At 66.7% G+C, this 19,387-nt stretch carries 12 protein-coding genes and 2 pseudogenes; 8 read left to right on the top strand and 6 right to left on the bottom strand.

Annotated elements, in window-relative coordinates; all coding sequences use genetic code 11:
- Positions 1-62: 62 nt before the first annotated feature.
- Positions 63-640, bottom strand: a pseudogene (locus OG509_RS40105) (transposase); the annotation flags it as partial.
- Between the two features lie 453 nt (positions 641-1,093).
- Positions 1,094-1,285 (bottom strand): hypothetical protein, encoded by a 192-nt coding sequence (locus OG509_RS40100; protein ID WP_331741692.1) that lies wholly within the window; start codon positions 1,283-1,285, stop codon positions 1,094-1,096.
- A gap of 207 nt (positions 1,286-1,492) precedes the next feature.
- Between OG509_RS40100 and OG509_RS40095 the strand changes: the two genes are divergently transcribed.
- Positions 1,493-1,882: a DUF4258 domain-containing protein gene (locus tag OG509_RS40095; protein WP_331741690.1), complete on the top strand. Its 390-nt coding sequence runs from the start codon at positions 1,493-1,495 to the stop codon at positions 1,880-1,882.
- Positions 1,883-2,675: 793 nt separating this feature from the next.
- Positions 2,676-4,100 (top strand): PKD domain-containing protein, encoded by a 1,425-nt coding sequence (locus tag OG509_RS40090; RefSeq protein ID WP_406187876.1) that lies wholly within the window; start codon positions 2,676-2,678, stop codon positions 4,098-4,100.
- A 718-nt stretch (positions 4,101-4,818) separates the two neighbouring features.
- On the opposite strand, the gene OG509_RS40085 is transcribed toward OG509_RS40090, so the two are convergent.
- Positions 4,819-6,003: an IS701 family transposase gene (locus OG509_RS40085; protein ID WP_331741684.1), complete on the bottom strand. Its 1,185-nt coding sequence runs from the start codon at positions 6,001-6,003 to the stop codon at positions 4,819-4,821.
- A 103-nt stretch (positions 6,004-6,106) separates the two neighbouring features.
- Between OG509_RS40085 and OG509_RS40080 the strand changes: the two genes are divergently transcribed.
- The 6 genes from OG509_RS40080 (at position 6,107) to OG509_RS40055 (ending at position 11,364) form a co-directional block, all read left to right on the top strand.
- The gene (locus tag OG509_RS40080; protein ID WP_331742743.1) at positions 6,107-6,832 is read left to right on the top strand and encodes a peptidylprolyl isomerase; all 726 of its coding nucleotides are present in this window, start codon (positions 6,107-6,109) and stop codon (positions 6,830-6,832) included.
- Positions 6,833-7,554: 722 nt separating this feature from the next.
- On the top strand, positions 7,555-8,322 hold the full coding sequence (locus tag OG509_RS40075; RefSeq protein ID WP_331741681.1) for a transposase: 768 nt from the start codon (positions 7,555-7,557) through the stop codon (positions 8,320-8,322).
- Positions 8,323-8,479: 157 nt separating this feature from the next.
- Positions 8,480-9,283 (top strand): hypothetical protein, encoded by an 804-nt coding sequence (locus OG509_RS40070; protein ID WP_331741679.1) that lies wholly within the window; start codon positions 8,480-8,482, stop codon positions 9,281-9,283.
- Positions 9,284-9,291: 8 nt separating this feature from the next.
- Positions 9,292-9,600 (top strand): transposase, encoded by a 309-nt coding sequence (locus tag OG509_RS40065; protein WP_331741676.1) that lies wholly within the window; start codon positions 9,292-9,294, stop codon positions 9,598-9,600.
- Entirely contained in the window at positions 9,597-10,289 is a 693-nt protein-coding gene (locus OG509_RS40060) for an IS3 family transposase (protein WP_331741671.1), read from the top strand. The genes OG509_RS40065 and OG509_RS40060 overlap by 4 nt, the downstream gene beginning before the upstream one ends.
- A gap of 223 nt (positions 10,290-10,512) precedes the next feature.
- Complete coding sequence (locus OG509_RS40055; protein WP_331741668.1) at positions 10,513-11,364, top strand: sugar nucleotide-binding protein; 852 nt, start codon at positions 10,513-10,515, stop codon at positions 11,362-11,364.
- An 82-nt stretch (positions 11,365-11,446) separates the two neighbouring features.
- On the opposite strand, the pseudogene OG509_RS40050 reads toward OG509_RS40055, so the two are convergent.
- From OG509_RS40050 to OG509_RS40040, 3 genes and pseudogenes are all read right to left on the bottom strand, one after another.
- Positions 11,447-11,752: pseudogene (locus OG509_RS40050) on the bottom strand (transposase); the annotation flags it as partial.
- Positions 11,753-12,105: 353 nt separating this feature from the next.
- Positions 12,106-12,765: a hypothetical protein gene (locus tag OG509_RS40045; protein WP_331741664.1), complete on the bottom strand. Its 660-nt coding sequence runs from the start codon at positions 12,763-12,765 to the stop codon at positions 12,106-12,108.
- Positions 12,766-12,778: 13 nt separating this feature from the next.
- The gene (locus tag OG509_RS40040) at positions 12,779-19,243 is read right to left on the bottom strand and encodes an RHS repeat-associated core domain-containing protein (protein ID WP_331741661.1); all 6,465 of its coding nucleotides are present in this window, start codon (positions 19,241-19,243) and stop codon (positions 12,779-12,781) included.
- Positions 19,244-19,387: the final 144 nt, after the last annotated feature.

Here is a 19,387-nt window from a genome sequence, read left to right as displayed (position 1 = left end):
AGGTAGATGGTGGCGGTCTTGTCGTATCTGGTGGCCAGGCCGCGCCATTGCTTGAGCTTGTTGATGCAGTCGATGAACACGACCGGGTAGACGCGGTCGAGCGGGCGGGCCTGCCATTCGGCCATGCCCTCCATCACCGAATCGGTGATCGTGGAGATGGTCTGCTTGGAGACCTCGGCGCCGTAGACCGCGGCCAGATGCGCGGAGATCTCGCCGTGCGTCAGGCCCTTCGCCGACAGCGACAGGACCATCTCGTCGACACCGGTCAGCCGGCGCCGCCGCTTCTTGACGATCTGCGGCTCGAACGCTCCCTCGCGGTCCCGCGGCACGTCGATCTCAACAGGCTGACGTCCGCGACGACCGTCTTCGAGCGCTTTCCGTTCTTCGAGTCGCCGCCGTTCTTCCCGGCCGGATCGTGCCGGTCATAGCCGAGACGGTCGCTCATCTCGCCCTCAAGGGCGGACTCCAACAGCCGCTTCGTCAGCTGCTGAAGCAGCCCACCCTCACCCGTCAGCTGCAAGCCCTCGGCCTGAACCCGGGCCACGAGCTCGTTCAGCAACCGGTTATCCACGCCGCCGTCGCGGCCTCCGCCTCGGACGGTGTGGCTATGTTCTCGCTGGGCACAGGTGCAATCCGCCATGATCGGAGTTACACCGTTTCTTTTACAGTCCCGCCGCCGACTGGTTCCGCAGGCACGACGACCGGCTCCGGCGGAGGGGCAGTCCGGTCCGGGTCCAGCCTGACCTTGTCGGGGTGGACACAGGCCGGGTTGCCGTCGGCGGTGTACCGGTGGCCATCGGCCGCGTTGAACGGGCACTCGCGACTGGGACGGTCATAGGCCACGAATCCTTCGCGAGAGAGCCGTGCCGCCGGACAGATCCCGCAGGCCGGATGGTCGGGGCCGGTCGCAAACGGCGTCGTCATGTCGGAACGGCAGCGCACCGCGCCGCCTGGCCGCAGGCGGCCAGCACCACCGCCGGCCGCGGCTTTTGGGTCGGCATCGGGGTCGCACTCCACGTCGAGCGGCCTGCATAGACCGCCTCGTGCCCCTCCCCCCCCGGTGGGGCACAGGCATCCAGAGCCCTCTGCCGGGTCAGCCCGGCAGAGGTCGTGGTAGCGCGAGGTCCGCTCCGCCGAGGCGGTGCCCGGGCGGCCGGCGGAACTTCTCGCGGACCTCGGTGTACCCGGAGTGCCCGAGCGTGCCCGGCGCGGAGAGACCCTCGCGGTCCCGGCCGGTGTCCAGGCGTGTCCGGTGCGAACCGAGGGCGTTCGGAGGAGCGCTCATCGCCACGCCCACGGTCCGGCGCTTCGGCACCGCCCGCGGCATGCTGCTGTGCAAACTCCTCACCGCCCCGTTGGGACTGCTGACCCCGATGGTTGGGCTCCGATGGTTACCGTTGATCTTCTGCTGATCACACATGGATGGCCGCCTGGCACCTTTTCCGCAGCGGCCGGCCGGCCGCGCACACAGCACCCGGAAGAGGGAATCACCGTGAACACCTCGAAGCGCCTTCGGCTCCTGGCCCTCGGCTTTGTCACCTCTGCCGTGATGGGGATCTCCGGCCCCGCGATGGCCGCCACGACGACCGCGGGCCCGCCCATCCGCGGCGGGCACGAAGTGACCAACCGCTGCTACTCGGATGTCGCGCCGAGCGCCTACGACCGCATCACCAAGCACGCCCGCGACCGTATGGACGAGCGCGGGGTGACCGAGGACGACATCCAGAAGGTTGTCAGGGTCGGTGCCAAGAACGCCGCGTGCCAGCAGAACGGGAACTGGCGCTACACGCTCGGGCTTTCCAGCGGCGGCGAGCTGGTGGTCCTCGTCGGTCTCGGCGACGGCGGCTGGAACGTCGTCACCGTCTTCTGGAAGGGCGAGTAGCAGCAGTCGGCTCGGCGATCGTCCGTGCCTCCACCGGCACGCCGCCGGAGGCACGGTCGCGGCCGGCCGCACGATCTCTGCGGCGGCCAACCCCCGTGGCACGGCGAGTACGAGAACGGCGGTGAAGGGGCATGACCCAGATACGCCAGAAACCCGCCACGAGATGATCTTGAGCGTCTGGCGGGTTCACTGACGGATAGTGGCACCGAGGGTGTTGACGCGGTTCTCGTACTCGCGGCAGGCCTTGCGCTGCGACGGGATCGCCGGGGCGCCTGGGGTGCCGTCGAGAAGCCGACACAGGTCGAGGTGTCGTGGACCAGTGAGGGTGAGCAGTGGTGGGGCTGTTGACCTGGGGTTGTGCAGGTTGGTTGAGCGGGTTGGTGCTGCGGCGGCTCACTGAATCTGCGCAGTGTTTGGGCATGTCAGCCGTCTGGCCTGCGCCGTTTTTCGGTCGGGCTGCGGTTGCGCAGGTTGATGGGGTGCTGCGCAGTTTCACCGGTCGACGTGTTGTGGCCTGTCTGTACTCTGAGCAGGCTTTCTGACCTGTTCAAGTAGTACTCAAGGGGGGCCGGTGTCTCGTCGCCGACTCGTGGTTTCCATGGCTGCCATCGCGGCCAGCGTTGGCCTCATACCGGGCCTTGCTCAGGCGGCCGATCCGCTTGCACCTGGCGTCCGCGGTGGGATCGCGGTGCCCGACGCCGATGTGGTTTCGGCCAAGACGTCGGGGGAGGTGTTCACCGGCCCTGGGAACCGTACGGTCCGCAGTGTCTCGTCCACGGACAAGAGCCGCAGTGTGGCACCGTCCGCAGAAGCGGCCCCTGAGATCCGGCTGACCAGTTGGTCTCCCAGCGCGCACGGGGTTGTGCTGCGTGCCGACTTCCAAGACGGGGGTGCACCACTCAACGTCACGATCGCCTGGGGTGATGGCAGCGAGCAGACGGTCGCATCCGACGGCTCCACCTACGTGGGTGAGGTGCACAAGTATGCCGAGGTCGGCAAGTACACGATTACAGTGACCGTGACGAACCCGGCGAGCGGCACCCAGGCCGTCAACAAGGTCGATGTAGAGACGTGGGGCTCGGACTTCAACCCGCATGCTCCCTTGCGCCTCCTGGACACCCGCAACGGCACGGGCACGGACAAGAGCAAGATCCTTCCGAAGCAGCCGGCCGTGGTGAGGGTCAGGGGCAACAGCACGATGCCCGACGGAGTCACCGCCGTGGTCCTCAACGTCACGGTCACCAACACCACCACCAGCGGCCACATCACCGGCGTCGGCAGCGGTGCGCCGGACACGGGCACGTCGAGCATCAACTACGGCCCCGGAGAGACCGTGCCGAACCTGATGATCCTGCCGGTCAGCTCGGACGGGAACGTGTACGTGTGGAACGAGGGCTGGGAGTCGGTCGACCTGATCGCCGACATAACCGGCTACTTCACCAAGTCGGCGTCCAGCGGCTACGTTTCGCTCTCTCCCACCAGGGTCGTCGACACCCGCGAGGGTCAGGGCGCGGCCAAGCGTCAGGTCGCCGGGCAGGGCTCCTTCAGCACGCAGATTGGCGGAGTAGGCGGTGTTCCGAAGGGTGCCACCGCCGTATCGCTGAACGTCACGGTCACCAACCCGCGGGAGGCGGGCCACCTGACCGTCCACCCCAGCGGACAGCAGACGCCGACCGCATCGAACCTGAACTTCACCCCCGGTCAGACCGTCGCCAACTCGGTCATCGTGCCGGTGGGCCCCGACGGCAAGATCGTTGTCCGCAACGGATCCTGGCAGCCCACCGACGTCGTCATTGACGTCAACGGCTACTACGCCCCCGACAGCAGTGCCGCCTACATGCCGCCGCAGTACCAAGCGAGCCGACTGTTCGACACCCGTGAGAGCGGTCACCCCCTCGCGGCGCGGGACATCTACCGGCAGTCCTTCGATGTGGACCTCCAACACGTCGAGGCCTTTGTCCTGAACACCACGGTCACCAACACGACCGGTGCAGGCTTCCTCTCGGTGACCTCCGACTCCGGCAAGCCTGAGCAGGCCGGGAACGGCTCACCGATCCCGCCGGCTCGTCCTATCTCCTCCGTTCTGAATTGGACGGCAGGTAAGACGGTCGCAAACTTCGCTCAGGTGCGCCCGGGCAAGGCCATCTCCTACTGGAACCAGGGCTGGGAAAATATCGACCTGATCGTCGACTACTACGGCTCCTACAACACTGACTGATCCGCTGGTGTCGCCGGTCAGTGAAACTGAGCAGTCGCCATGCTTTTTGTGAATGGGTGAGTTGGTGGCACTGGTTGGTCGTCAGCAGGGATCGGGTGGGTCGTGCCTGGTCTCTCTGGTGCGAGTTGTGATCTTGGCTGTCATGGGGTGACCAGGCTGCTGCCACAGGCTGCATAACAGCAGGGCGGGTGGCTGTCATGGGGATGCCGTTCCTGTGTGCGGCCGGCCAGGGCCGGGCTGTGCTGGTGGGTATGGGTGAGGACGGCCGGTTGGCGCGGGGTGTGGTGGTGCGTCGGTTGTTGGCGGTGGATCAGGGGCCGGGGTCGGTGTCGTCGTTGCATGTGCGGGTGATGGCGGTGGCTGCCGGTGTGACGGTTCGGACGGTGTGGAAGTGGCTGGCGGAGCCGCGTGAGGGCCGTCTGGAGCCTGTGGTGCGGCCGACGCCACAGCGCCAGTGTCTCCGTCGAGCAGGGACGTCAGCTGGAGGGCGAGGACCTCGGGGTCGGCCGGGCCGGCCTCCTGCCGTTGGCTATTCCCGCGGACCAACCCACGCCCTAGTACTGCAACGGTGTTTGCCGTGACGGTTTGTTGGTTTCTGGTGGTGTGTGGCCGCGTTGTTTGTAGTGGCTGACGCGTGCCTGGAACTGGCGTCTGCGTCGCCAGTGTGACCAGTGCAGGACATGGTCGACGTCCGGGCGGGGCCGGGTGAGACGGTGGATCAGGCGTCGGATTTCGGGCAGGGTGAGGGGTATGAGCTGGGGGGATCCGTTTCTGCTTTCCCGGTGTCGAGTTCGCGGGCCCGCAGGACGGTGAGGCAGGCGTGGGCGGCCATGGCCAGGGTCATGTGGCGGTGCCAGCCGTCGTAGCGGCGGACCTGGTAGTCGTCCAGGCCGCATTCCTGCTTTGCGGTCTGGAAGCATTCCTCGACCGCCCACCGGGCGCCGGCGATGCGGATGAGCTCGTCGAGTGTGGTCTCGGCCGGGCAGTAGGCGATGTAGTAGGAGATCTCCTCCGGCAGGCGGACACTTCGCCGGGCGATCACCCAATGGCGTCGGTCCTCACGGTGCCAGGGGCGGACCTCGACCCTGGCCCAGTCGTAGACCCGCGGGCCGTGGGCTCCGTTCCCGCAGGAACGGCGTTTCCACTTCTGCCGGGGCAGCGCGGGGAACAGGTCGTGGACGGGGTGGTCGATGGCCCAGCGGGTGACGACGGTGTCGTGGCGGGTGGTGGCCATGACGTGGAAGACATCCGCCCGCTCCAGCTCCGTGCGCCAGCCTTTGGAGAAGCCGTAGGCGGCGTCGGCGGTCACCCACCGGAACGGGATCTTCTCGGCGATCGCCCGGTGGACCATGGCCTTGGCCATCACCACCTTCGTCTCGAAGGCGACCGAGTCGTCGATGCCGGCGGCCCGGCACCGGTCCCGGTCATCCGTCCATGACGTGGGCAGATAGAGGCGCCGGTCGATCAGAGTGCGGCCACGGCCGCCGGCATAGGCGAGGAACACCCCGATCTGGGAGTTCTCCGTCCGACCGGCGGTTCCGGAGTACTGGCGCTGGACCCCGGCCGAGCGGACACCCTTCTTCAGGAAACCGGTGTCGTCCACGATCAGCACCGCATCCGGGTCGCCGAGATGCTCGACGACGTAAGCCCGCACGTCGTCCAGGACCTCGTCCGCGTTCCAGTCGATCCGGTTCAGCAGCCGGTGGATCCGGTCCGGACCCGCATGCCCGGCCTCCTCCGCAAGCGTCCAGCCGTTCTTCCGCTCCAGCGGAGCTATCAGCCCCCGCATATAGGCAAGAGCCGACTCCCGCGGCTCCAACCTCGAGAAACGATGCACGAAACGCTCATGCAAAGCCTTCAGTTCACCAGCCCACAACCGGGCCTCAGCAAGTTCCCCACCCATGAACTGACCAACGACCGACCTGCCCAACCGTCACGGCAAACACCGTTGCAGTACTAGACTGCGACCGCTCCAGGACTTGGCGATCATCGGGAGGGCGTGCGAGATGAAACGGGTACTGATCAGCGCATTCGCGGCCGTGGCGTTAGTCGTGTCCGGGGGGAGTGTCGCCACCGCTTCCGACGGTGCTCCGCCGCGCACGACGCACGGCCCTTGCCAGTACACGCAGACCCCGGACGAGCCGCCGGCGCGCTCTGTTCCGCTGCCGCCTGACCCGCGGCGCACCCCCAGTCGTGGCACGGTTGATATGGCTGTTCCGACCAGCCAGGGCACGCTCCCGCTGCACTTGGACCGGGCCAAGGCGCCGTGCACGGTCCAGAGTTTCCTGCACCTGGCACGGCATGGGTTCTACGACCGTACGGTGTGCCACCGTCTGACGGCGTACCCGACGCTGAAGGTCCTGCAGTGCGGCGACCCGACCGGTACCGGTGAGGGCGGGCCCGGGTACAAGTACAAGGACGAGCTGCCGGTGGACCTGCCGCCGGCACCGACCGATCCGACCGGCGCGCGCCGCCTCTATGAGCGCGGCCTGCTGGCGATGGCCAACGCCGGTCCGGACACGAACGGCTCACAGTTCTTCGTCGTTTACGGCAACTCCGCGCTGCGACCGAACTACACGGTGTTCGGCACGGTCGGCGCCGACGGCCTGACGACACTCGACAAAGTCGCCGCCGGAGGCATCGAACCGACCGCGGAGGACCCGGCACCGGTCGACGGCACACCCGTGCTGCGGACCGAGCTGCTCCGCGTCCGGCCGTCCTGCCGGCATTGACGCACCGTGGCGTGGCCGCGTCCTCGATGAGCGTGCCTGGCGCCTGTGGCCGCCCCAGGCGGACTACGCCGGCCGGGTGAAGCGTCCGGGTGCGGAAGCGGAGGGCTCCGGACCTTGTGCCAGGACTACGCGAAGCGTCCAAGCGCAACCAGTGGACTCCGTACGATGCTGCCCATGGACATCGCACCCATTGCGACATCGTGGGTGGTTGTCCAGCAAGCCGCAGCCGGTGTCCTTCCGGGCGGTGTTCGGTTTTGGGCTGGTCAGGCGAGCGAGGGGCGGCTCGCGGGGACGGTCTGGGGCGGTGTAGGTGGTGTCACCGGGATGAGTTGAGCTGGACAGGGAGACGCGGGTCCTACTCGCCAGCTGAGCGGTCGGCTCCTGAGCGGATATCGTGAATCGGAAACGTCGCGGGTGAGGGATGTGCCTCGCATCCTTCTCCGTGTAGTTCCTCTGCTCTCAATGCCCAGCCGATGGCCTCCTCCGGACCGAAGTACGAGGGATCGAGGTGGAACGTGGTCCTGGTTCCGAACGGTCGACGTGGTGCTCCCCGCCGACGCGGGGGTGGTCCGTTCTGAGAGCGCGGAACGCAGTCCTGCTCCTCAGGCTGCCGCAGCTCCGAACGCCGGTTTGATCACGCGATGAACTGCGACACCAACTTTCCTGATGGCACGATTAAGGCTTGTCCCGTAACTGCTGGTCACAGGTGAGATGATCTTGGTGTGGCTGGTGTGATCACGGCGTCGGAGCCGTCTTGGATAGCCCCGTTCACTGGGCTGAGCCCGCGCTGTTTCGGGAAGCTGGTGACCGTGCTGCGGCGCGAGGGTGCGGACGCGGTCCGCAAGGGCCGGCAGTGGAGCCTTCCTCTGGAGGACCGTGCTCTGCTGGTGGCGGCGTACTGGCGCACGAACTTGACGATGCGCCAGCTCGCTCCGCTGTTCGGGGTCTCGAAGTCGGCCGCCGACCGCATCATCGACCACCTCGGGCCGATGCTCGCCCTGCAGCCCCGCAAGCGGTTCGCCAAGGACACCGTGCTGATCGTGGACGGCACCCTGGTGCCCACCCGCGACCACTCCGTGGCCGAGCAGTCCAAGAACTACCGATACTCCACCAACCACCAGATCGTCATCGACGCCGACACCCGCCTGGTCGTCGTGGTCGGCCGGCCGCTCGCCGGAAACCGCAACGACTGTAAGGCCTGGGAGGAATCCGGCGCCAAAGCCGCCGTCGGCAGAACACTCACGATCGCCGACGGCGGCTACCCCGGCACCGGACTCGTCATGCCGCACCGCCGCCGCAAAGGCGAAGACCTGCCCGACTGGAAGCAGGCGCACAACAAGTCCCACAAGCAGATCCGCGCCCGCATCGAGCACGTCTTCGCCCGCATGAAGACCTGGAAGATCCTCCGCGACTGCCGCCTCAAAGGCGACGGCGTCCACCACGCCATGCTCGGCATCGCCCGCCTGCACAACCTCGCCCTCGCCGGATAGGCCAGCGGATCACACCGCGACTGACCCCTGCCCAAGGCGACTCAAAGATCATTTACGGGACAAACCTTAGTTGGGACGAAGGGTGGGGTTTGTGCGGAGCGACAGGCGGCAGATACAGACGGCGGTTCTAGGCGGCGCGGATTCGGAGGAGCCGCTGGTGCTGCCGCTGGAGGCGATCGAGCTGGACGCCTTCCGCCAGAGGCACGAGCACGACACGTTCTGGTGCGGGCTGCTCCTCGGCGGCTGCGGTGTCCAGCTGACGACAAAGCTGTACACCGACCGGGTCTGCCACTTCGCCCACCACCCGGGCTCGGAGGCAGCGGGCCACGAGTGCGGCCGGCGCGCGCGGGGCGTGACCAGCGCTGACCACCTGTACGTGAAGTCCGCGACCGCATCCTGGCTGCGCGACTGCGGGGAGCAGGCCGACTTCCAATTCACCCGGCCACATGGAGCCGCGATCGGCTCCGTCCTCGACATCCGGTTCCAGAGCCGTGGGCTGCGTGTGCACCTGGACCGGGAAGTCGAGCCCGTGTGGGACGAGGGCGGCGTTGAGCCGGTGCTGGGCGTATCGGTGCCGGTGGACGACGCGACCCTGGTTCGGCGCTGGTACGTGCACCGTATCCGTCTGGACAGCGAAGGTACGCACCGCCGGGTCCGGATCGGCACGGAAGCGTTCGCGCGGGGCGTGGAGTGGTTCGCGCTGGAAGAGTGCGAGATGACCGAGCGCGGCCTGTCGACGCCGGCGGTGAAGCAGATCATCAGCTCCCGGCGCGCACGCCCCACTCCCTCCTGGACGGTGGCCAAGAGCAGGAAGGAGCCGAACGCTTCGGTGCGGGCGGTTGGGCTGCTGCGTCGTCTGGCTGATGCGCGCAAGGTGAAGTCTGTGGTCGTGGTCGCCAGGGTGGGCTTGATTCGCTTTGACGGACATCGGAGATCAGGGGCTTTGGCCTCGGAAGGATGATGTTCATCATGGAGAGCATGGGGAAGAAGAAGGCGCGTCCTCGGCGCTCGTTCACGTCGGAGTTCAAGGCCGAGATCGTTGAGCTGTGCCGGCGCGGTGACCGCTCGGTCGGTCAGGTCGCCAAGGACTTCGACCTGACCGAGACCGCGGTCCGGGGCTGGGTCAAGCAGGCCGAGGTCGACGGGGGTGAGCGGGATGGTCTGACCAGCAGCGAACGTGAGGAGCTGGCCGTGCTGCGGCGGGAGAATCGCAGGCTGCGGGAGGACGTGGAGGTCCTCAAGCGTGCGACGGCTTTCTTCGCGAAGGAGACCCGGTGACGGTGCACCCGTTCATCGAGGCGGAGAAAACCGCAGGTCACAACGTCAAGCGGGCGTGTGAACTGCTCCAGGTCTCCCGGACCGCCTATTACGCCCGCCGCAACGGCGTCCCCGGTCCCCGCCAGGTGCGGGACGCCGAGCTGACCGAAAAGATCACCATCGTGCACCAGCGCTCTCGCGGCACCTACGGTGCCCCGCGCGTCCATGCCGTCCTGAAGCGCGAGGGCACCGGTTGCGGACGCCGTCGGATCGCACGTCTGATGCGGCAGGCCGGACTCGCCGGCCGAACCCGGAAGCGACGACACCGCACCACGGTCCCGGATCCGCATGCAAGCACCCGTCCTGACCTGGTCCTTCGCAATTTTCAACCCGACCCCGCCGCCCTCGACACCCGCTGGTGCGGCGACATCACCTACGTCGCCACCGAAGAGGGCTGGCTCTACCTGGCGACCGTCATCGACATCGCCTCCCGCCGCGTGGTCGGCTCGGCCACCGCTGACCATCTGCGAACCGAACTCGTCGCCGATGCCCTCACGGCCGCCTGCCGAACCCGCCGCCCGGCCAGCTCGGTGATCTTCCATTCCGACCGCGGATGTCAATACACGAGCCGCGAACTCGCCGTTCTGGCAGGGCAGTTCAACGATGAACGCGAACCGGACGTCCGCTACGTTTGGCAGCCCCGCACGTAGCACCTCGTCAGGAGCACCACCCCTGGCGGCAGGCATCCAGACGCCCTTCCGGGCCCAAGCGATCGGAAGCGGCGACCGAGGCCAGGCCGGCACGCAGACGGCGAAGGCGGTCACCCCCGAGTTCGGGTGTGACCGCCTTCGCTGTCCGCCCGGCTCGCTCGGCCCGAGGAGGAGAAGCGGGCTGCCGCCGGATGCCTGCCGGAACCGGTCTACCGTGTCGCACATGACAGTTCTGATCATCGGCGGCAGCGGCTTCCTGGGGACCGAACTGATCCGGCAGGCGAGAGCGGCCGGGCACGCACCCGCCGCGACGTACGCGACCAGGCCCGGCGATACCTCCCAGGCCGAGTGGCACCCCCTTGACCTGCAGGACGGGGGACAGCTGAACGCCGTCATGGCCCACGTCAGCCCGCATCTCGTCGTCAACGCATCGAGCGGCAAAGCCGACTGGGCGGTCACAGCACAGGGCCCCGTCCGGCTCGCGATGGCCGCGGCCAAGTACGGCAGCCGCCTGGTCCACGTGTCCAGCGACGCCGTGTTCTCCGGTACCCGCGCCCGCTACGACGAGACATGCCTCCCCGACCCCACCACCCCGTACGGAGCAGCGAAGGCGGCAGCGGAGACCGGCGTCCTCGTCGTACACCCACAGGCCGTTGTCGCTCGCACGTCGCTGATCATCGGCCACGGGCGCTCCGTTCATGAACGCATCGTGCATGAACTCGCCGCCGGCTCCCGCGACGGCGCCCTGTTCACCGACGACGTCCGCTGCCCCGTGCACGTTGGCGACCTGGCGGGCGCACTTCTGGAGCTGGCAGCGGGCGAGGCGGCCGGAATCCACCATCTCGCCGGGTCCGACGCTCTGAGCCGCTACGAGCTCGGCATACTCATCGCCAGGCGCGACGGCCTCGACGTCTCCCGCCTGCCCATGGGGCTGCGGGCCCACACCACCCTTCCCGGTGCCCTCGACGTGCGTCTCGACGCCCGGGCGACCCAGCGGAATTTGCGCACCGCGCTGCGCGGCGCTCGGCAGTTCCTGCATCGCGCCGGCGCAACAGCCGAGCTTGTAGGCCCATGAGCGAGCGGCCAGGTCCAATGCAGACCTGGCCGCCTCCTGTTCACTCAGGCACGGCAGGATTCAAACCTGCGGCGTACCAGGCCACCGCCAGCACCAGCCGACCGTCGCCGGCTCGGGGAAGCGGGACGCTGGTCAGCGCTCGCCGCAGCCGGGCGAGGTCGATCCGACCGTGGTTGATCCCGGAGTACAAGGCCCCGTGCCCGCGCCGATGCTCGGGAGCGAGTGCCAGGTCCACGAGGGTTCGGACCGGCCCGTCGGTGCACAGCAGCGCGTCGCACAACTCGAACAGGGCGTCGCTCCGGGCGGTCAGGCACGCGTACAACTCCGAACAGAACTCCGCCACCACCGTCAACGCGTCTCGTTGAACCTCGTGCTCGACCAGTCCCACGATCCCGGCCTCCGTACTGCGCTGTCGCTCAGCACAGGATCGGCCTGCGGCGCCTCACACCGCTGGTGAACTGGGAAAACACCGAACAAGTTCAACACCCGTTCGACGCCAGACCATAAATGGCAAGCTGAAGCTTCCGTGTGGCCGACGGGCGCGAGTACCGGCTCGACATCAACACCGACCGGCGACGCCCGCCGGGCTCGGAGATGCAACTCCGCTATCCCCCGTCGGTACGGGTCTTTGCCGGCCCATTTTCCGAGCGGACGTGAGGACCCACACGGAACCGGCCCAGCCTGCCCTTCCGAGACTCGGAAGGGCAGGCTGGGGTGCCCTAGAGCCGCGCGCTAGGGTCGTCACCAGGGGCTGCGAACCCTGACCCCCAGAGCACGAACCTGGTCCTGGGCCTGCGGCTGTAGCTTCAGTAGCAAGTCCTCACCGACGACTCCATCACGCTGCCAGATGGTGCATAGAGTCTCCAGCGAGGCTTGAGCAACCTCCGGCGCTTCGTCGGTCGCCGCATCCACCAGGACTTCCACAACCAACCTGGAGTGGACACCGCCGACCGCCCGGGCTATCCGGACCCGCTCCTCAGCACGGACCGCCGGGTCGGCGAGCGAGCGGAGGACGTCCGCTGTATCACGGGCATCCTGGCAGGGCAGCACCCAGGACCCATAGATGAGCTGCGTACCCACCATGATCAGGTACGAAATCGGCATGAGCATGCCCATGGGCAGCAGCGGGATCAGCGGAAGCACGACCATCCACCCGCCGCGGATCCCCTGGACACTGCCAGTCTGCGGCTCGAACCGCCTACCCGCCAACAAGGTGATCACGAACATGGTCGCGATCGTAAGGAGCGGAACCCCAATCAGCGCCATTTGCATACCCAGAGCAAAAATCTCGCCGAAGGAGTCCTCGCCCCTGGGGAGCAGCGCCACCGCAACTGCCCATCCAAGCAGGACGGTCAGGACATAGCGCTGCAGGGAAATACGCAGCCACCTTGCCGTACTCATTTCTTCCCTTCCTTCAGCAGCTCTTCACACAGGCGCCGTTGACCCAGGTCCGGTGATCAAGCTCCTTGAAAACGACACCTCCAAGTCCATCAGGGGCGTCGTATCCACTGGTGTGAGCCATGCTGTCGTGCGCAATCCACCGCACTGAATGATTCTTTCGATATTGCACCACTTCCATGTCTGGATATGCATTGTCGGAACGGCTCACCCGCACGGACTTCTCGCCGGCCTCGACGACCAGACGATTGTCGACTGCTCCCACTGACAGCAATGGCTGAACTCCATGCACGCTCACATTGAGAGCATCCGAGTCGGAGTCATTAGTCTGGACTACGTTATTTCCGGTCAACGTGCGGAAAGCGCTGTGATTGAGCAGGATCGGATTCGCTGGGACCATCTCCGACGGGCCACCGACCGTCTTCGCGCCCGTCTGATGGGACACGATGGTCTCACTACTACTTGGCATGGTGTGGGACGGCGCCACGTTGAAGACGACCTCGCCTGTGGCCGTGTCCCAGAAGAGCACCATGCGGTACGCAGCGCTCGGGTCAAGGGTCGGTCCACGGTTGTCACCAAGTAGCGAGGGATGTCCGGGGATGATCTCCATTGCACCATAGGTGTGAATATAGTATCGAATCATGACGATTCCACGGTCCGGCCCCTTGCCCACGTTCCACCGAGCGGACTGACCACCTCTCTCTGTACCACCGTGCATCGAGTTGTTGGCGCGATCGTAGGACCCGTCGTCGTCACCAGTGGTGTCCCGGTCGCCATCGTTGTTGTCAGTGCCGTCGTTGTTGTAGTCCTGCTCGTAGCACGAGTTGCCGTAGGCGCCGCAGGTTTCCCGCTGGCCGGTGGGGTCGGAATAGGTGGCAGGATTGTTGTTGGCGTAGCTGTATCCGTTGAGGGACTGGTGAAGGTCCAGACTCAAGAGCGGGTCAACGCTGATGAACTGGCCAAGCGCGGCATCATACTCGCGTGCGCTGATGTGGGTAAGGCCCGTGCTCGTATCCTCCGGCATGTCCAGGAAGTGCTTGTCGTCGGGCCAGTTCGCCGCTACCGGTCCACGCCGGGCACCAAATGGAGTGGTGTACCGCTTGGATACCGTCTGAGTGTCGTCGGCTGACACCGCCAGCGACGAAGTCCCGTGGGCGTCGCCCGCCACGTAGGACAGTTTGGCGGTGCTGGATTCGTTGGTCAGCACCGCGATCTTGATTCCGGAAATTCTGTAGGAACGCGTCGCCCACTTGTGGGCGGCCTTCAGGTGAACCTCCGTGGAGCCGGTATACAGAATCGTTTCGCCGGCCGGGTCGCGTCGGATCAAGAGCTGCCCTTCCGCGTCGTATACGTAGTCAGTCGCGATGGCGCCTTCCGTGACCTGTGCGAGCTTGCCCTCCGCTCCCCATGCGAGGGCCTGGGCAATGGCGCTGCCCGGGGTTTCGGCGCGCTTGGTGGTGTTGCCGTTGGCGTCGTAGGTGTACTGCGGGGTGACGCCGGTGCAGGTGGCGCCGGTGGTGGTGGCGGCCAGGGCGTGCGGGCGGGCCGGGTCGTAGCAGTAGGTGCGGGTCTGCGGGGTGCCGGTGTTGGTCTTCTCCGTGGCCCGCTGGCCCGATGCGGTGTAGGTGTAGCTGTTCCAGTACGGGGCTGCGCCGCCCAGGTTGGCGGTGGTGCGGCCGGCCGTGGAGCAGTCCGCGGTCTTCGGGGTCCAGGCCTCGGTCACGCGGCGCTGGCCGTCGTAGGAGAAGCATTGGTTGTCGGCCTGGGTGAAGCCGCTCTGCGGGGCGGCGTCGAAGATCGACAGGACGTTGCCGGCCTGGTCGTACTTGTAGGTCAGGTCCTGGAGCATGCCGGTGTGGGTCTGGTCGTTGACCGTGGACCGCAGCAGGCGCCGGGTTCCCTCCTCGTAGGTGTTCCCGATGAACGTCTTTCGGACTCCCTCAGCCCCTGAGCGCGCCAGGGTGAGCTGCTCGACATCGCCGAGTGGAGAGTAGGACACGTTCTGAACGTAGGCGGTGGTGCCGGACAGCGCCTTCGGGAGGCCGAAGTCGTTGTAGTGCACCTGCACGATCTCGGACGGCAGGCCGCCGGCTGCTGGCGCACCCATCGTGTTCGGGGTCCCGTCCAGTCGGTAGCTCGCCGTCTGGTCGGTGGTTGCGGCGATGGCTCCCGAGGTGACAAGCGGGTCGTCGGACGGGAGGGTGAGGCGGGTCGTTGCGGGACGGCCCAGGGTGTCGTATGCGGTGACGGACTTCGTGTACGCCTTGCCGCTCAGACCACCTTCGTAGCGGATGGCGTCGGTCACGGAACCCTTGCGGACGCTGTCGTATGTCCACGCCGCCAGCTTGTTCGCATCGGACTTCGGAGACTTCCACAGCCCAGTCTTGCGGCCGAGTTCGTCGTAGCCGTACTCGAGTACCGTACTGCGCGCGTCCTTCGTGGTCGCGATCTGGTCCAGGGCCGTGTACGTCGCGGTGGCCTTACCCTTGTCTGGGTCGGTGCTGGTGACGGGCCGGCCGAAGAGGTCGTAACCGTACGTCCACTTCGAGCTGTCGGGGCCTGTGGCCGTCGCTGGCTTTCCGTCACGGGTGTACGTGTGCATCACGCTGGTGTACGGCGTACCTGGCGCGGCGCCCCCGTACGCGGGGTCGACCGGCGTCGTCCCGCCATAGGTGCGGGTCTCCATGGTCCGGCCGAGGGCATCGGTGATCGTACGTGTCGCGGTGCCGCCTTGGACAGCAGTGGTGGCGGTTGAGTCACCGGTGTAGCTGGTGCTGGTCGACCACTTCTGTACTCCGTAGACCAGCTGGGTGTTGCTTGTCGCGCGGCCGAGACCGTCGAAGACGGTCTGGCTCTGCAGCGGGGTGCTGCCGTACTCGGCTCGGACGTAGGTACCTTCGGGCGCCTTGTCCTTGTCCCAGATGTCGGCGTACGTCTCGTAGGCCAGGCCGCGCGAGTCGTAGCGGGTATCGGTCAGGATCCGGCCGCCGTTCGGTGACGGGGACTGCGTCTGGAGGGAGCGCAGCAGGGCGTCGGCGATCGTGTAGACCGTCTTGTACGTTCCGTCGGCAGCGAGGGTGCCGACCGAGGTCCACGGCTGCTTGCCGCGGGCGATGAGGTAGTCGTACTTGACGTTCGGAGACTGGGACTGGGCCCGGTTGGGGAGCCAGGTCTCCTTTGCGCGGCCGAGTGCGTCGTAGGTGTTGTAGGTCGAGGCCATGTTGGCGTCGATGGAGCGCACGACAGACCCGCGCAGGTCCACGTAGGCGTACGACTTGTGCTGCTGGCCGTTGGAGGTGAGCTTCGGAGCGGAGGTCACGGTGGCTTGCAGCGGGCCAGCCGCAGCGGGCGTATAGCTGGTCGTCGTCGTGTTCCCGGCTGCGTCGGTGGCGGTCAACGGTCGGCCGAGTTTTGTGGTGTCCGTGTCGTAAGTAATCTTGCTGACGGTCTGCCAGCCCGCGCTGCCCGCCGGGTCCCGGTCACCGGCGCCGCTCGCTGCCGGGTAGGACTGGGCGCGGCCAGTCCAGGTGGACAGGCCCAGGGTCGGCGTCTGGTTGGCGCTCCAGGCGGTGGCAGAGGTGTCGTCGTACACCGTGGCCGTGTCGGCGAGGACGTCGCCCCGGGTGGCCGAGTCGGCCGGCAGGCTGAGCTTGTCATCGGTGACGGAACAGAGGGCCCCGACGGTGCGAGTGCGCGAGGTCAGGCTGATGAGGCCCTTGGCAGCGTTGCGGGCGTACCAGGTGCGGGTGCAAGTCTCGTCGCCTTCGTTGGCTGTGTCACCGCTCGACGAGGTCTGCGTCTGCATGCCGTAGTCGTCGTAGCTGTTGTCGGTGCGGGTGGTGCGCCAGGTGTTGGAGGCAGTGAGAAAGGTGTGGCTATAGCTGGTCGCCGAGCGGACGTAGTAAGCCTTGGTGTTGGCGTACGACTTCTGCTGGATCGCGGTCTCCTTGCTCCAGGGGTCGGTGACAGAGACGGAGAGCGGGGCAGCGCCGTCGTAAGTGATCTGCTGTCGCTGGAAGCCTTGGTACTGGTTGTCGTCGTTGATGTCGGGGATCGTCAGGCCCTGCACGGGGGCCGCCGGGACGACGGTCGTACGGGTGGTGCTGGTGCCCTTCCGCTTGTCCCCGTGCATGCCCTGCATGAAAACCTTCAGCGTCTTGGAGCGGGTCTTGCCGACAGCTCCCGTGTAGGTCGTGACCTTGCCGTAGCCCCGCCAGTCAGACCAGGTTCGCTCCTTCTCTGGGGTGAGCGGGTCGTCGTTGTGGTGCCAGCCCGGGTTCTCGTACTCGTACGAGTTCTCGACGAGGTCGTTCTGGCCAGCCGGGTCGGCGACGGTAACGGCGCTGACGTTGTACTTGTGGAACCAGTCGAGCTTGGGGTCACCGCCGTTGATCGGCCAGTAGACGGGATAGCAGGACAGAGAGTTGTCGTCCTCGGCTGCCGGCATCTTGGTTCCGCGCATGCACTGCGGGTCGGAGAGGGTGACCGTGGTGATGGCGCCGGTCTCGGAGGTGATGGTGTTGACACGCGGCCGGTTGAGCGGGACCACGTCGTCGCCATCGGCGTCGACTCGGTTCGGACGCATGTGATAGGTGAACTCGACTGGCGGGACTTGGGCGGTCACACCATTCCGGCCGGTGCGCTTGATGGACTTCAGGACCAAGGTCTGATCGCTGGTATCGCCCAGGTCACCCGCATCCAGGTATTCCTGAGTGAAGTCAAACGTATCGACGGGTGCGTAGCCGTCGGGTTCGGCCGCTACGGACCAGGCGTACGTGTTGATGGCCGTCATACGCTTGCGGGTGAAGAATTCGGGTCCCGTGGCCCTGCAGTCCGTCGCGCTGGCCAAGCAAAGCCCGTCGAACGGAACGTCTGGCCAGTTATCCGAAGTCTCTTTCGTCAGTGAGTCGCAGTTTGCTGCGAAGCAGCGCTCCTTGTAGTCGAAGGTGACCTTGTGAGAGGCGTTGGCAGTGAACAGCTGGTCGGAGCGCTGACCGTAGCGGATCTCCGCGAGATATCCGCCTCGGGTGTAGGGCACGGTACTGGACTTGTCGCCGTTCTTGGCATAGTTGTTGGACTCGGACGTGTACCAGTAGCTGGCGGAGTTGCCGTGGACGTCTTCGACCAGGTCCAGGTTCCAGCGCCAGGCCTGGGATTCCGAGCGATTGGCGAAAGCGGAGCCCTTGCTATAGCCGGGCTCTCCGGAGTCATCTCCGAAGACGGGCACGGTCCAGGTGGAGTTTGTCCGCTCAGTACTGGCACCGGGGAGCTTGTTCAAGCCGAAGGTGTAGGTGCTGCCGTCGCCGGTTACGATCTTCCAGTACTCGCCGTCACCGTCGCCGTTATCGGCACCCGTGGCCCAGATGACCTGGGAGGCGTCGTCGTCCTTCAGCCGCCACTTGCCGCTCGTGTCGTCTTTGACCAGCTCGCTGGACTTGCCGTTGAGGACCAACGAGGCGTTCTCGTATTTCCAGCACAAGTCAAGCTTGTCTGTCTGCCCGTCGTCATCGCAGGATCCATATTTTCTCTCTACATACGAAGACGTCAGCTCGAAGCCTTCGCCGATCTGGGAACCCTGGTTGTTCGTGTTAGCGGTCCGACCGTCGGTGCTGCCCGAGTTGTACGAGATTGAGAGGGACGGCGTGGGCCCGGCTGCGGCGGGCGGAACTACCATTGGGTAGGACCAAGTAAAGGCACCGCTCGAGGACCCGGATTCCCAGCTGGAGGAGGCTGAGAGCGGGGTCGCCTTGAGGTCGCCTCCGCCCTTGGGGGAGCTGGCGTCCGAGGCCATCAGCGCGAAGACGGCCGATGCCGGGGCGGCCGGAGCCTTGGCCCCCTTGGCTGCCTTACCCGTGGTCGGCGAACCGGTGGGAAGAGAGGCGACGTCGGCCGTCACGGTGTGGTTCTTGAGGCTGTTGGCCGAGGGCAGCGGGGTGGTCTTGCGGCACTCCGCCTTCTCGGGGGTGGTCAGCGCGCACGCGGGCAAGCTGACCAGGCCGAGGCGGTTGGACCAGCCGCCGCCGACGGCGGAGGCGAAGGATCCGTAGTCGATGCTGACCTGCGCCGGGCCGCCCGCTTCGGATGAGGCCGAGAACAGCACGCCGGTGACCCCGGCCCGCTCCGCGGCCTTCTGGTCGAGCACCTTGACGGTGGACTTCCCGCCCGATCCGGTGTCCGCGGCCACGACCGGGCTGGCGGGGGCGGTCGGGAGCAGCAGGGGGCTCTTGGGGTGCGCGGTGGACCGTACGTCGACCAGGGGACGGTTGCCCGCCCGCGCAGCGGAGGAAACGAGGATGGCGGCCTTCGGCCAGGCTGCTTTGGCCTCCTTGCGGGCCCTGTCGGCCTGGGCCTTGTTCTCGGTCTGGTTCTTGGCGACCAGTTCGCGGGCGGCCTTGGCGCCGTCGGCGTTGACCGCGTGGACCTTGGCGTCCTTTTGCTTGGCGATCTTCGGGGCGCCGGGTAAGTCGGCGGCGGTCGCCATGGGTGTGAGCGTCCCTGAAGCCACAAGGGCGAGAGTCAGGGCGGCTGCCAGTGGCAGCCGGTGGCGGATTTCTTCGCCTGGTGAACGGCCGGACACGGATTACTCCTCAGGGTGCAGGGGTACGTGAGGGCCGTGGCCGCCCTC

The organism is Streptomyces sp. NBC_01006, assembly GCF_045162725.1.
In the GTDB taxonomy this organism is placed as follows: Bacteria; Actinomycetota; Actinomycetes; order Streptomycetales; family Streptomycetaceae; genus Streptomyces.
The sequence above is the reverse complement of the archived record's forward strand: the minus strand, read 5'-3'. Positions and strand labels throughout refer to the sequence as shown.

Coding starts and splice junctions, on each gene's coding strand:
- OG509_RS40100 (WP_331741692.1), bottom strand. CDS start 1,285: ATGAGCGCTCCTCCGAACGCCCTCGGTTCGCACCGGACACGCCTGGAC.
- OG509_RS40085 (WP_331741684.1), bottom strand. CDS start 6,003: ATGGGTGGGGAACTTGCTGAGGCCCGGTTGTGGGCTGGTGAACTGAAG.
- OG509_RS40080 (WP_331742743.1), top strand. CDS start 6,107: ATGAAACGGGTACTGATCAGCGCATTCGCGGCCGTGGCGTTAGTCGTG.
- OG509_RS40065 (WP_331741676.1), top strand. CDS start 9,292: ATGGAGAGCATGGGGAAGAAGAAGGCGCGTCCTCGGCGCTCGTTCACG.
- OG509_RS40055 (WP_331741668.1), top strand. CDS start 10,513: ATGACAGTTCTGATCATCGGCGGCAGCGGCTTCCTGGGGACCGAACTG.
- OG509_RS40045 (WP_331741664.1), bottom strand. CDS start 12,765: ATGAGTACGGCAAGGTGGCTGCGTATTTCCCTGCAGCGCTATGTCCTG.
- OG509_RS40040 (WP_331741661.1), bottom strand. CDS start 19,243: ATGGCGACCGCCGCCGACTTACCCGGCGCCCCGAAGATCGCCAAGCAA.